This window comes from Halorientalis marina (genome assembly GCF_023028345.1).
Lineage (GTDB): Archaea > Halobacteriota > Halobacteria > Halobacteriales > Haloarculaceae > Halorientalis > Halorientalis marina.
This window is the reverse complement of the sequence record NZ_CP095487.1, coordinates 2,320,138-2,333,166: the sequence shown is the minus strand read 5'-3', so window position 1 is coordinate 2,333,166 and position 13,029 is coordinate 2,320,138. Positions and strand designations below refer to the sequence as shown.

Below are 13,029 nucleotides of genomic sequence, written 5' to 3'. Positions count from 1 at the left end.
GGCCGCCGGCTCACAGCTTCGCGACCAGCCGCTCCAGGGCGTCGGACCCGCCCGACGTGAGCGGTGTTCCGTGGCCCATGCAGGCCACCTCGAAGGCCGGCGCCCCGTCAGCGAAGCGACGGATGCTCTCCCGCACGTCCCGCATATCGTAGGAGTCGAGCCAGAACGGTGGCGTCAGTTCGCCTTCCTCCTCCCAGACGAGGTCGCCGAGGAAGGCCACGCCGCTGTTGTGAACGTAGACCGTGTGCCCGGGATTGTGGCCCGGCGTGTGATAGGCGGTGAACCGTCCGATGCCGTCGCCGTTGCGGACGTGCCGGACCTCGGCCGTGTCCGGGAGCGGAAAGAGTCGACGGACGATCCGGTGAAAGAGGCCCTTGTGGTGGAAGGCGTTGGGCTGGTTCTCACCGGCGACCAGCCGCCCGTCGGCCTCGCCGATGTAGACCGGGCCCGAGAGCTCCGCGGCGATGTCCCGCAGGCCGCCGGTGTGGTCGAGGTCGTAATGCGTGAGGAGCACGCGGTCGATGTCCGCGACCGCGTAGCCCGCCGCCGCGAGTTCCTCCCGCAACGAGTTCAGGTTCCAGAAAAGCCCCGTGTCGATCAGCGTCACGTCGCTGGCCGTTCCGTCGGTCGCGGACTCGTCTCCCTCGTCGGCGGTTTCGGCATCGGTCGACGGGACCTCTCTCCGTGCGTCGTCGATGAGAAAGCCGTTGGTAGCGAGCGGCGGCACGAGGCCCAGGTCGAGTAGCCACACCCCCTCTGCGAGCTGGTCGGCCATACTGCACGTTTCTCGTTCGAGGCGCTAAAACCGACCGGTCCGTCAGCCTGCCGGTACCTTCTTTTCGCGACCAGCGGAACCTCGTCCATGCGCCGCCTCCTGTTCGTGTTCGGGCTCTTCCTCCTCGCGATCCCGGCCGCCCTCGTTGCCAGCTTCGGGATTCCCGCCCCCAGAACCGCCGTACAGATCGCGCTCCTGGCCGTCGCTGGCGGCTTCGTCGTCGCCGGGGCACTCCGTGACGAGGTCAAGGTCGCCGGCGCGACAGTCCCCTGGTACACGCTCGTCGGGACCGCCTACGTCCTGGTCGGTCTCGGTCTCCGCCCCGGCGCGGCCGCCGCGCTCGACGGCGGTGCGGCGACGCCCGAAACAGCGGCCCGGATCGCCGCAGCTCTCGGCGGCCTCGTCCTGTGTTTCATCGGCTACGACTTCGCCCGCGGCGGCAAACACTTCGACGTGTCGCGGCTGGAGTGATGCCTCCCGGTCTGCCGCAGGATAGCCGCTTGCTCACGTACGGCCCAGTCCCACCTTTTGCGTCGTCGGGGTCGCTCCCGCTGGTCGCGACCCCCTCCGCGCAAAAGATGGGGCAAAACCACGCTCGCGTCGCTCGCGCTCAGGACAGCCGCTTGCTCACGTACGGTCCGTCCTGGTAGTACTCCAACTTCTTCCGGTAGTACTGCCGGACGCCGATGCCCGAGAGCACCGAAAGCTTCTCGAATCCCGCGTCCGCGGCCCGCCGCTCGGCCTCCGCGAGCAGGCGGCGGCCGTAGCCCCTGTGCTGTTGCTGGTCGTCGTCACTCTGCTGACCGACGCCGACCTGACTGCCGTAGACGTGGAGTTCGCGGACCAGCGCGGCGTTGTCCAGTTCCCGCCGTACTGGATCGTTCGGGAAGCGAAGCCGGCAGAACCCGACCAGCAGGTCGCGCTCGCGGTCCTCGAAGGAGATGAACTGCTCGGTGCCGCCGCCGGCCTCGTACTCGATGGTGTCGAGGGTCACGTCCCCCGGCTCCTCGTCGTTCATGCCGACCTCGCGACAGCGGATGCAGTCGCAGGTCCAGCCGTGCTCGTCCATCCGCTTGCGGGCCAGTTGCCGGAGGTTCGACTTCCAGACGCCGCCCTCGATGAAGTCGGCGGGGATGTCCCGCTGGACGCGCTGGAGGCGCGTGTACTCGGGAATCATCGACTTGATCTCGGCGACCAGTTCCGCGGCCCGCTCGTTGTCGAGCGGTTCGAACTCGTCTCGGTGCATCATGTCGTAGGTCGCGGTCCCCTCGACGACGAGCGTCGGGTAAATCTTCAGGTAGTCCGGCCGCCAGTCCGTGCGCTCGAAGATGCGCCGGAAGTCCTCCAGGCACATCTCCTCGCTCATGCCCGGCTGACCGGGCATCATGTGGAACCCGACTTTGAACCCGGCGTCCCGGAGACGGCGGTTGGCGTCGATGGCGTCCTGGACCCCGTGGCCGCGGTGCATCTCGCGGTTGATCCGCTCGAAGGTGGTCTGGACGCCCACCTCGACTTTCGTCCCCCCGAGGTTCAACATCCGGTCGATCTGTTCCGGGTCACACCAGTCGGGCTTGGTCTCGAACGTCGTCGCGACGTTGCGTACGTCCGCGGTCTCGTTCTCGGCGATGACGTCCTCCAGATAGCGGAATTCGTAATCCGCTTCGTCCTGCGCGAAACTCACACCCTCGGCGGGCTCGGGCTGGGCCGTCGCGTCGAAGTCGTTCAGCGCCTCGATGGCCCGCTTGACGAACCACTCTTGATAGTCGTGGCTCCGGGCGGTCATCGTCCCGCCCATCAGGATGAGTTCCACCTTGTCGACGGGGTGGCCGATCTCGCGCAACTGGTTCAGGCGCAGGCGGACCTGGCCGTAGGGGTCGTAGTCGTTCTGCTCGCCGCGGGCGGCCGCGGGCTCGTGGCCCGTGTAGCTCTGGGCGCTGGAGAACTCCGAGTCCGGCCCGCCGGGACAGTAGAGGCACTTCCCGTGTGGACACCGGTGGGGCGAGGTCATGATCGCCACCGGGGAGACGCCCGACGCGGTCCGCACGGGCTTGCGCTGGAGCACCTCTTCCAGTTCCTCCCGGCGTTCGAGGGGCGCGTAGTCCAGCAGCTCCGAGTTCTTGGGGACCTTCGGCGAGGAGTACTCCGAGCAGACGTCGAGCTTGGCGCTCTCGACATCGTCGCGTTCGAGGTCGCCCGCGAGGATGCGGTCGATCAGCTCCTCGCAGACCTGCTCGAAGGCCTCGGTCTCGGTCGGGTCCTCGCTCTCGGGTGTGTCCGTACTCATGGGCCGCTGTCGTTGCCCACACTCGTCGCGTGGCGCGAATAAGCGTGTCGCTGTCGGACCGGGGGCGGGCGGCGGCCGTTCTCAGAGCCGGTCGGCGACTGTCTCGACGACCGCTTCGAGGACGGCGTCACGCTCGCCGGAGAGGAACTCCAGCCGGCCGTCGCGGGCGCTCTTTGCGGCGAGGCCGGCCTCGGGGACTGCCTCGCCGGCCGCTTCGGCGATGGCGTGGACGTCGAGCGGGTCGTGACTGCGGAGGATGAGTTCGTCCGACTCCAGGCCCAGGACGGCGTCGACCTCGTCGCGGTGCTCGCGGAACAGCTCGTCGAGCAGGAGGCTCTTCGGCGGGAACTCGTAGCGGTGGGTGTAGGAATCCGTATCCAGGACTGCGAGGGTCGCGTCGCCGACCTCGCGGGTTTCGAGGTTGGCGTTCGCGGTGTCGACCTCCGCACTCAGTTTCGTGCGGAACTGCTCGCTGACGTGGCCCGCGAGGCCGCGCTCGGCCTCGTCCTCGGGGAACAGGAGATCGGTGATGAGTTCGCGCTTGTCCTCGTAGGACTGGTAGTAGGCTTCGAGTGCGATGGCCTCCCGAATCTCCCGGGTTTCGTCCGCGTCGTAGCCGGCTTCGGCGGCGGTCTCGACGTACACCTCGGGGGCGTCCTCCCAGAAACTCACGGCGGGGAGGTGTGCGAGGTCGTCGCGCGCGTCGTCGTCGACGTGGACGGCGACGTTGGCGGCCAGCGCGCTCGCGGTCGTCGTCGCGTCGGTGTCCGCGAGCGACGGCGAGACGATGGTTTCGACGGTCTCCGCGACCTCGTCGTCGGCCTCGGCGGCGTCGACGACGATCCGTTCGGCGCCGTAGACGTCCAGCAGGTCGAAGCCGTCGAGGGATTCACGGGTCGCGCCGGCGGCGGTGAACACGAACAGCGGGAGCTTCTCGTCGTGGCGTTCGCGGTTGTCGAGCATCCCCGTCACGTCCTTGGTCGCATCGCCCATGTCGTAGACGCCGTCTTCGAGCGGGCGGCGGTCGAAGTAGTGGTACTCCGCGTCGGCACCGCTGTGCTGTTCGCGGACCAGCGGGAGCGTCGCCCGCTCGATGGCGACGCCGGCCACGTAGCCGTCCGCAGTCGCGGTGTGGCGGACGACGACCGGTCGGTCCTCGAGTACCGCACGCCGGATCGCGGTCGCGGCCTCGCGGACCTCGTCGAGCACCGCGTCGACGGCGTCGTCGACGGCCAGCGGGTCGACGTCCTCGGGCGTCGCTCGCTCGGTCAGGGCATCGGCCATCCGCTGGGTGACTGCCTCCCGCTCCTCGTCTTCGAGGACGAGCAGCGCCTCCGTCTCGACCTGGAGTTCGCCCCGTCGCTCGCGGACTTCGCCGTCGAGGCGGACCACGTCGCCGTTCTCGACGCCGGGATAGGCGCGGACGCCCGCTTCCTCGAAGGCCGCGCAGTCGACTGCGCCGGACTCGTCACGAATCTCGAACACCGTCGGGCCGCTGGTCTGTCGGATGTCGATGATCTCGCCTTCGATACGAACGTCGTCGCCGACGAGATCGTCGAGCGTGCCGATTTCGACCTGGGTCAGTTCGACCTCCTCGGCCTCGGGTGACTCTTCGACGACTGCCTGTCCGGCGCTGCCGCCGGCCGAACCGCCGTCGCCGCTGCCGGCTTCGGTGGCTTCCGTCGTCACGTCGTCGTCCTCGCCGTCGGATTCCGTGGCGGCGTCCGTGCCACCGCCGTCCGTTGGTGTCCCGGTATCACCGGCCGAGCGGCGGTCGGCCGAGCCGGCAGAGTCGGGGACCTCGCCGACTTCGTGGCGGATCGGTTCGTCGTCGTCCTCGCCGTCGTTCTCGACTTCCTCCTTCAGCAGTTCGTGATCCTCGTCGGGGTCGTCGATGAGCGTGCCACGGAACTCCCGCTCGGCCTGGCGGATGGACCAACCGAGGTCGATGTTGCCGTTGTCGCGGACGTTCTTGACCTGGACGAACACGGTGTCACCGGCATCCCAGTCGAGCGATTCGAGACGCTGATCGAGCTCGCTTCGGTGGAGCAGGCCGGTCACGCGGTCGCCGATGTCGACGAACACGCCGAACTCGGCGTAGCCGTCGACCGTGCCGCGGTAGAACCGCCCCGGCGTCAGCTGGTCGGGCTGTGTCCCGCGGAACTCGAAGACCGCGTCTTGCTGATGCGTCTCGCAGATGTGACCGTCGACGTCCGTACCGCAAATGATACAGCTTCCCATTAGCGTCCACAAGCGGACCCGCCCTAAAACGGTTGTCGAATCGAAGCGCCCGCCGGTTACCTTCGACGGTCCCGTGATTCCCCCGGCACAGTGGTCCTGGGGCAGTCTCCGGGTGGGCCGGCCCGTCAGTCGTACACCTCGCTCCCGTCTTCGAGCGCCTCGATACCGCGGGCGACCTCGCTGGCCTGTTCGGGGAACAGCGCGATCTCGACCTCGTTCCCCTCGTCGTCCGCGAAGGTCAGTTTCACCCGCTCGTCGCCGAACTCCCTGACCTCCAGCCCGTCGATGTCGTAGAGCTTGACCGTCGCGGCCTTGTTCGTCGGCCCGACGTGCTTGAGCGACCCCTCCTTGAGTTCGACCATGAACTCCTCCAGGTTCAGCGTGAGCATGGTTGGCGATACGCCGCCCGCCCGCTAAAGACTCCCGCCGTCAGGCCGGCACGCCGCCGGCCGCGAACGCCATCAGCAACCCGTCCAGTAGCGAGCCGTAGCCGAGGTCCGCGAGCAGGGCGGCTCCCGCGCCGAACCCGCGGAAGCCGTAGCCGAAGACGATGGCCGCCGGGACCGCGACGAGCGGGACCGTCTTCGGGACGCTCGTCCCGTGGACGACGGACGTACCGACGACGAGCAGAACGACGCCGTAGAGAGCGCCGACGAACCGGACTGCCGGAACGGGGACGCCGACGATCACACAGGGCGCGGTGGCGTACGCGAGCACCTGGACGGTCTCGCTGACGCCGCCGCGGTCCGGCGCGGTCGCCATCAGGATGAGCGTCTGGAGCGCGGCGGTCAGGTGGAGGGTCGCGGGCATCACGAGGACGACCGCGAGCGCGAGAAAGAGCGCGGTCGATGCGGCGGGCTGTCCCCCGACGGTCGGGTAGATGCCGCCGACGAGCGCGAGCCGCGTCAGTTCCTCGACGAGGACGACGACGGCGGCGAACACCAGCCCCGGCGCCTGGTCGCCCGGCGCGACGCCGCCCCGGAAGAACCGGCGCGGTCGCACGAGGACCTCGGCCCAGGCGCGGAGGATGGCTACGGGGCCGCGGTCGCGCCCCCCGGTCGGATTCTCGACCCACTGCGTCACGGAAGACCCTAGGGCCGAGTCCGGTATGACCGTTGCGGGTTCGCTTTCCGGCCCGGAAACCGACGGCCACGATTTATACCAGATGACCGACAACGGGGCCAGTATGGTCCGCCGCCGACGGTTCCTGCTCGGCCTCGCGGCCGCCGCCACGGTCGCAGGCTGTACGGACGCATCGAACGAATCGACCGCCGCTCCCGACACCGGCGACGCCAGTCCGACGACCGGGACCGGCACGAACACCCCCAGCCCGACCCCCAGCGGCGACGACCTCGTCGCCGAAAACGGGAGATACACCGTCGACGTGGCCGCGGTCAGCGACGGCTCGGTGTCCGTCTCCGACACCGAAATCTCGTTCACGGCCCCGGTCGAGATGACCTGGGCGCTTCGCGGTATCCACGACGGCGTCCCCGTCAACGGCGGTGGCGAGAGTGGTGGCAGTTCTTCCCCGACGCCGACGCCCTCGGGACCCCCACTCGAAGTCGGACCGACGCTCGACCCGACGGACGGCGCCCAGCACGCGTTCGCGACGCCGGTCTACGACGAGGCGGCCGACCGGTTCGAGCTGTGGTTCTACGTCGACGAGACCTACCGGAACGCCCACGACAGTCACTACGTCGTCTGGGGCGGCGGGCGACAGATGGACCTCGACAGCCGCGAGGCCTCGTTCACCGAGCGCGCCGAGGGGGTCTACCGGGCGACGGTCACGTACGACGTGCCCGTGAGCGGGGACATGGAGTTCCCGTTCGGGTCGCTCCTCGACAGACCGTTCTCCGAGGTCACGCCCGTTCGCGGCCGCCCGGAATACACCGCAGTCGGCGTCTCACCGCAGACGACCGGCACGGTCGCCGAGACGCCACGGATCTCCTTCGCCTTCGAGTACGACGCGAACGCGGAGACGGTCACGATCACCCACCAGGCCGGCGACACCGCCGACGGCTCGAACCTGACGGTCCTCGTCGATGGGGAACCGGCGAACGCGACGTTCGAAGGCGAGATCGCTGCCGGCGACAGCGTCACCGTGGACGTCTCCGGCCTCGAGAGCGGTTCACAGGTCCGCGTCGTCTGGGACTCCGGCGACCGGTCCGCGACGCTCGGGCTGTTAACGCTCCCCTGAACCGGTGGCACCGGTCGGCCGCCGGCTGACGGGTCAGTCGTCCGCGCCGACGTTCTCCCGGCTCTCCAGACAGGGCGGGTCGGGTTCGATGTTCGCGTACTGGACGACCCGCTCGCCCAGGACGGCGACCCGCTCGGCCACCTCCTCGTCGGCCCAGGTCCAGTCGTCGGGCCCGCCGTCGAAGGCGTTCCGGGCCTTCGGGACGGCCGCCTGGTGGGGGAGAACCCAGGCGTTTAGCGCGCGACAGACCGAACGGAGGTGGTCGAGCGCTGTGATCGGGAAGGCGCCGCCCGCGACCGACAGGAGGCCGACCGTCGTCCCGTCGAACTCGTCGAACCCGCAGTAGTCGAGCGCGTTCTTCAGCGGTGTGGCGTAGGAGCCGTGGTAGACCGGCGTCCCGAGCAGGACGGCATCGGCCGCCCGGACCCGCTCGGTGAAGGCCGCGGCGTCGCCGGCGTCGCTGGCGTCGGCGTCGTAGACTGGCAGGTCCCACTCCCGGAGGTCGAGCAGTTCCGTGCCGCCGCCCGCGTCCTCGGCGGCGTCGAGGGCGTACGACAGTGCTTTGCGAGTGTGGCTGGCGTCCCGGAGGCTCCCGGGAATCGCGACGACGTGTGGGTGTGCCATGCCCGACTCGACGACGGGCGACCCCTTAGAAGTGGGAGCCAAACCGCGGTCGCCGCTGTGAATCCGACACCACTAAACCACGAGGGTTCCATCCCGGGAGATATGAAGGTCGCGCTGGGCGGGACGTTCGACCCCGTACACGACGGGCACCGCGCGCTGTTCGACCGCGCGTTCGAACTGGGTGACGTGACGGTCGGGCTGACGAGCGACGACCTCGCGCCGAAGACGCGCGACGAGGACCGCTACGTCCGTTCCTTCGCCGACCGACGGCGCGACCTCGAAAACGAACTCGCGGCGTTCGCCGACGAGTACGACCGGGACTACGAGATCCGCGAACTCGAGGAGCCAACCGGGATCGCGACCGAGGAGCAGTTCGACGTGCTCGTCGTCTCCCCCGAGACCGAGACCGGCGGCCGCCGCGTCAACGAAATCCGGCGCGAGCGCGGGATGGACCCCCTCGACATCGAGGTCGTCGACCACGTCTACGCCGAGGACGGCGATATCATCTCCTCGACGCGGATCGTCAGCGGTGAGATCGACGAACACGGCAATCTCACGCCGGACCGGGACGGGCGGTCGCGCCACCCCGATACCTGATTCTCGGCGTTCGCGCCCGGCCTCACCACTCCGGCGCGTCCAGCCCGGCGGTCTCGAGCAACTCCTTCCAGCGCTGCTGAATCGTCAGGCGAGCGACGCCCGTCGCCTCCGCGACCGCCGACTGCGAGCGCCGGTCGCCGGCGATCAGCGCCCCGACGTAGAGGCTCGTCGCGAGCGTCGCGCGCTTCGAGCGGTCCGCGTCCGGGACCGTCGAGAGGAACAGATCGGTCGCGCGACTCCGCGCGTCGTCGTCGAGGTCGAGGCGGTCGGCCGCCTCGTCGAGGTCACCGAGCCACTCCTCGTTCGCTACTTCGTCGCTCGCGCGGTACACACACGCCCTTCTCCCCGAATCGTTGTAAACCCTGCCGGTGCCCAGGACTCGCCACGACCGACGGCCCGTCGACGAGTCGCTTTTGCTCGTGGCACCCCCAGTCGAGGTATGGGAACCGTCACCCGGCTCTGGTTGGCCGCGGCCGAATCCGAACCCATGGCTCCCGTGGAGTCGGTCCGGGCCGTCGCCGACCGCGGGCTCGAAGGCGACCGCTACTACCGCGGCACTGGCTACTACTCGGGGTTCGACGAGTGCGAGGTCACGCTCGTCGACTCGGCTGCCCTGGCGACGATTCTCGACGAGACCGGCATCGACCTCACCGACGGCCGCCACCGCCGGAACGTCGTCACCGAGGGGGTCGAACTTCGCGACCTGCTCGATACCCGGTTCCGAATCGGGGACGCAGCACTCGTGGGGACGCGCCCGCGCCCACCCTGTGCGCACGTCGAAGACGTGGCCGACGAGGAGGGGGTCGCGGCGGCGCTCGGTGGCGACCGCGGCGGCATCTGTGCCCGCGTCGAGACTGGCGGCGAAATTACAGTCGGCGACGAGATAGGGATCGGCGAGTCCGTGACGACGGACCCTGACGACCTCGCGGCCGCCATCAGGGAGCGGTACGACTGAGACTCAGACCCGGGTCAGTTTGATCCAGACGTAGTAGCCGCCACCGACCAGCACGACGGCCAGCGCCGCGAGGACCGGCAGCGACGTGAGGCCGGCGAGGAGCCCGCCGCCACCGGCGGCGGGACCACCGCTCGGCGTGGCGGTGGCCGCTTCACCGCTGTCGGTTCCGCCCTCACTTCCGTCCGCGGTCGCCGTCCCGTCGCCCTCTGGTGTCCCCTCGGTCATCGGTGCGTCCGTGGTCGGCCGGTCGGGCGTGGCCGTCGTCGGACCGTCCGGGAGTGACGGGTCGACGGTGCCGTCGTCGGTGTCGTTCGCGACGTCCTCGTAGCCCGGCGGCGGGTCCTGAGTCTGCCGCCCGGCGCGCGTGTCGATGTAGAGGTGTTCCGTCGTCAGGTTCCGCTCCCCGTCGATAGCCGTGATCTGGACTTCGCTGACGCCCGGCGCGATGTCGAGCGACCGCTCGAACAGGAACGTCGACTCGTTGTCGAGCCGGTAGGACTCCACGTCGGTCAACTGTCGCCGGTCGAGGTTCTCGACTTCCACGATCACGCGTCGGAGGTCGCTGTTCGCGTCGGTCACGACCGCCGAGACGAACGCCGATTCGTTGCCCTCGATCCGTGTCGCGTTCCGGAGGAAGGAGACTGCTGGCGGTCGCTCGCGCTCGGGGTAGTAGTCCACCTCGAAGGTCCGAACCGTCTCCTGTCCGAGGTGGTCGACGGCCGTCACGGAGACGATGTTCCGCCCCGTCAGGAGTCGCACGCCCTGCTCGAACGACACCGACCGCCGTTCCCCGGAGTGTCTGTATCGCTCGCGCTCGACCGGCTCGTAGTGACGGCCGTACTCCTGGTACGGGGTCCGCCCCAGGTACAACACGTCGACGGAGACGTTCTGAACCCAGACGTTGTCCGAGACGGCCGCGCTGACGTTGTACCAGGGGGATTCGAGCGGCGTCTCGTCGATGCCGAGGTCGATAGACGGGCCGCGCTCGTCTATCACACGCGTGGTGAACGTCGTGATGTGGCGGTTCCCGAGCGTGTCCGTGGAGACGACGCGGACGTCCGTGCGCCCGTAGCGGAGGAGGACCTCCTTGTCGAACGATGGGTCGGGCCCGACGCTGAACGTCCGGTACACGTCACCTGAACCGGGGTGTGCGAACGACACCGTCGCGTCCCGGAAGCCGGTCAAATCCCGGAAGCGCCCGCTCCAGTTCGTCAGCGTCCTGTTCGTGACCACGTTCTCGTACTGGTAGGGGTCGGGGACGGTGTCAACCGGCGTTTCGAGGTCCATCGCCGGCGGGACTCGTTCGAGGTAGAGCAGGAAGCGCGTGGAGGTGAGCTGATCCTGGTCGTCCTCCGCGACGACCCTGATGGTGTTGTTGCCGGCGCCGATGGGGAGCGTGCGGTTGATCGTGACGCTGTCGCCGGGGTCGTCGGGGTCCACTACGATCTCGTCGCCGACCTGCACGAGGACGGTGTCCAGCGAGCGGCCGCTGTCGGCCTCGATCCGTGCACGGAGCACGGCCGTCGTCTCGTCCCTGAGGACGCGGAACTCGCCGTCCGAGACGGATTCACCGTTGACGCTGACGTTGACGGTCGGCGGTGTCGTGGCCGTTGCGTTGCCAGCCGTCCCGGTGTCGGCCGCTGTGGTCGTGGAGGCCGTCGCGTTGCTAGCCGGAGCCGTCGAGGTCGGTGCGGACTGTGGCGCGGCAGTCGCGGTCGAGACGACGGTACCGCCGGCGAGGGCGAGGAGGGCGATAGCGAGTGCGGCGACACCTCGTCTCATGAACTCGTCGTCGGTACGGAACCTCTACGTATGTCTCTTGTCCCGGTATCGACGGGCGAACCGCCGGCCGAGAGCGACACGTTCTTGTGCGCGTCTGCACGTATCGCCGGACGCGCGCGGGTTGCCGAGCCAGGCCAAAGGCGCAGCGCTTAGGACGCTGTCCCATAGGGGTCCGCCGGTTCGAATCCGGTCCCGCGCAGTGAGGAGCGAAGCGACGAACGAGCAGGGCCGATTGGAACCCTTGGAGTCGCAGCGCGAACGGACGTGAGCGACCGTCTCCCTCCGGTTCGAATCCGGTCCCGCGCATTCTGCTGCGAGCAAACCGCGAGCAGCAGAATCGCCAGCGGATTCGAGCCCTGGACACCGAGCGGAGCGAGGTTTCATCCGGTTCGAATCCGGTCCCGCGTTCTGATCGGGCGGTAGGGCACGAGTGGTGGATGCTCTCGCCATACCACACTGTGTAGCCCACCTCCGAGCGAGGGTGGTACCGGGACCGTCCAGCGTCGATTCGCGCTCGCATCGACCGAAAGTGGGATGCCCGGACACGGAAAGCCCGTCAAACCGTGGTGAGGGTCGTTCGAGGAAGAGCGACCCGGACCAGCAGCCCCGACGGACACGAGGATGCGAACATCCGTGTCAAGAAACAGCAAAATCTGCCTGCTTTTATCCACCTCCGGTCACAAGAGTGGCGCATGGTGGATGACGATGGGTCGCGTTACAATGTGAAGACCAGTGTCGACGATTACCTCCGGACGACACTTCTCACCGGAACTGCCATCGTGTTGCCGGTGTTGATAACCGCGTTTCTGTTTCTATTCATCGTCAAATTCCTTTCGGGCTTGTTGAATCCGCTCGTGATCCCGATTCAGGAGGGATTGGGGATGGGATCGCGCCTCGTCCCCCAGCTCATCTCCCTGATCGTGCTGGTCCTGACTATCTTTTTCGTCGGCGTGATCACCGAAAGTCGCTTCGGCGGTGACCGTCTGAAGGACGGCTTGGACGCCACGATTGCACACATCCCCGGAATCAGGTCTATCTACGGACCCCTCGATCAGATAAGCAAGATGCTGGTAGAGGGGGACACCCGGAACTTCCAGGAGGTCGTCCTCGTCGAATACCCGAAAGAGGGGACGTACTCACTCGCGTTCCAGACGTCGCATCCCCCGGAGAAGATCGAAACGGCGGCCGGAGAAGACGACATGATGACCGTCTTCATGCCGATGGGACCGAACCCGTTCATGGGTGGGTTCATCCTCCACCTCTCCGAGAGCGAGGTCCATTCGGTCGATCTCTCCGTGGAAGAGGGAATCTCCTCGATCGTCTCGTTCGGTGTCGCAGTCGAGAAGGACCCACACGACCCGGACGTTCCCCTGGACCTGCGTACTCCCGACCAGGACGACTCCTGAGGGGGTGCCTGCCGCTGGACTGCGTTTCGAATTTAGACTAGTCGTGCATCGCACAGGGCGCGACCGGGGGCTCTCGTATCTCGCTGTCGCCGGTTCGATGCAGGATACACACCCCGTATACGGGCGGCCGGTCGAAACTGAGACCGCCGTCGGGTTTCGCCGAGACAG

General features: G+C 68.1%; 13 protein-coding genes and 1 tRNA gene. 6 read left to right on the top strand and 8 right to left on the bottom strand.

The window, feature by feature from the left end:
• Positions 1–10: 10 nt before the first annotated feature.
• Positions 11–775 (bottom strand): MBL fold metallo-hydrolase, encoded by a 765-nt coding sequence (locus tag MUG96_RS11860; RefSeq protein ID WP_246983013.1) that lies wholly within the window; start codon positions 773–775, stop codon positions 11–13.
• Positions 776–862: 87 nt separating this feature from the next.
• Between MUG96_RS11860 and MUG96_RS11855 the strand changes: the two genes are divergently transcribed.
• Positions 863–1,246, top strand: coding sequence for a DUF7994 family protein (locus tag MUG96_RS11855; protein ID WP_246983011.1), 384 nt, complete (start codon positions 863–865; stop codon positions 1,244–1,246).
• Between the two features lie 139 nt (positions 1,247–1,385).
• On the opposite strand, the gene MUG96_RS11850 is transcribed toward MUG96_RS11855, so the two are convergent.
• The 4 genes from MUG96_RS11850 to MUG96_RS11835 form a co-directional block, all read right to left on the bottom strand.
• Positions 1,386–3,059: a tRNA uridine(34) 5-carboxymethylaminomethyl modification radical SAM/GNAT enzyme Elp3 gene (locus tag MUG96_RS11850; protein WP_246983009.1), complete on the bottom strand. Its 1,674-nt coding sequence runs from the start codon at positions 3,057–3,059 to the stop codon at positions 1,386–1,388.
• Between the two features lie 81 nt (positions 3,060–3,140).
• Entirely contained in the window at positions 3,141–5,300 is a 2,160-nt protein-coding gene (locus tag MUG96_RS11845; protein ID WP_246982999.1) for a DHH family phosphoesterase, read from the bottom strand.
• A gap of 125 nt (positions 5,301–5,425) precedes the next feature.
• On the bottom strand, positions 5,426–5,689 hold the full coding sequence (locus tag MUG96_RS11840; RefSeq protein ID WP_246982996.1) for a hypothetical protein: 264 nt from the start codon (positions 5,687–5,689) through the stop codon (positions 5,426–5,428).
• Between the two features lie 40 nt (positions 5,690–5,729).
• Positions 5,730–6,383: a YIP1 family protein gene (locus tag MUG96_RS11835; RefSeq protein WP_246982994.1), complete on the bottom strand. Its 654-nt coding sequence runs from the start codon at positions 6,381–6,383 to the stop codon at positions 5,730–5,732.
• 103 nt (positions 6,384–6,486) lie between these two features.
• Here MUG96_RS11835 and MUG96_RS11830 point away from each other — a divergent pair, with 103 nt between their 5' ends.
• Positions 6,487–7,497 carry a hypothetical protein gene (locus tag MUG96_RS11830; protein WP_246982990.1) on the top strand — a complete coding sequence of 337 codons (1,011 nt, stop codon included), beginning with the start codon at positions 6,487–6,489 and terminating at the stop codon, positions 7,495–7,497.
• Between the two features lie 33 nt (positions 7,498–7,530).
• Here the strand turns inward: MUG96_RS11830 and MUG96_RS11825 are convergent, their stop codons facing one another.
• Positions 7,531–8,121 (bottom strand): NADPH-dependent FMN reductase, encoded by a 591-nt coding sequence (locus tag MUG96_RS11825; protein WP_246982988.1) that lies wholly within the window; start codon positions 8,119–8,121, stop codon positions 7,531–7,533.
• A gap of 102 nt (positions 8,122–8,223) precedes the next feature.
• Between MUG96_RS11825 and MUG96_RS11820 the strand changes: the two genes are divergently transcribed.
• On the top strand, positions 8,224–8,718 hold the full coding sequence (locus MUG96_RS11820; protein WP_246982985.1) for a phosphopantetheine adenylyltransferase: 495 nt from the start codon (positions 8,224–8,226) through the stop codon (positions 8,716–8,718).
• A gap of 22 nt (positions 8,719–8,740) precedes the next feature.
• On the opposite strand, the gene MUG96_RS11815 is transcribed toward MUG96_RS11820, so the two are convergent.
• A complete protein-coding gene (locus MUG96_RS11815; protein WP_246982977.1) occupies positions 8,741–9,049 on the bottom strand; it encodes a transcription initiation factor IIB family protein in 309 nt (102 codons plus the stop codon).
• Positions 9,050–9,157: 108 nt separating this feature from the next.
• Here MUG96_RS11815 and MUG96_RS11810 point away from each other — a divergent pair, with 108 nt between their 5' ends.
• The gene (locus MUG96_RS11810) at positions 9,158–9,673 is read left to right on the top strand and encodes an MOSC domain-containing protein (RefSeq protein ID WP_246982975.1); all 516 of its coding nucleotides are present in this window, start codon (positions 9,158–9,160) and stop codon (positions 9,671–9,673) included.
• A 3-nt stretch (positions 9,674–9,676) separates the two neighbouring features.
• On the opposite strand, the gene MUG96_RS11805 is transcribed toward MUG96_RS11810, so the two are convergent.
• Positions 9,677–11,455: a hypothetical protein gene (locus tag MUG96_RS11805; protein ID WP_246982973.1), complete on the bottom strand. Its 1,779-nt coding sequence runs from the start codon at positions 11,453–11,455 to the stop codon at positions 9,677–9,679.
• Between the two features lie 114 nt (positions 11,456–11,569).
• Between MUG96_RS11805 and MUG96_RS11800 the strand changes: the two genes are divergently transcribed.
• Positions 11,570–11,654 (top strand) — tRNA-Leu (locus MUG96_RS11800).
• A 493-nt stretch (positions 11,655–12,147) separates the two neighbouring features.
• Positions 12,148–12,861 (top strand): DUF502 domain-containing protein, encoded by a 714-nt coding sequence (locus tag MUG96_RS11795; RefSeq protein WP_246982970.1) that lies wholly within the window; start codon positions 12,148–12,150, stop codon positions 12,859–12,861.
• Positions 12,862–13,029: the final 168 nt, after the last annotated feature.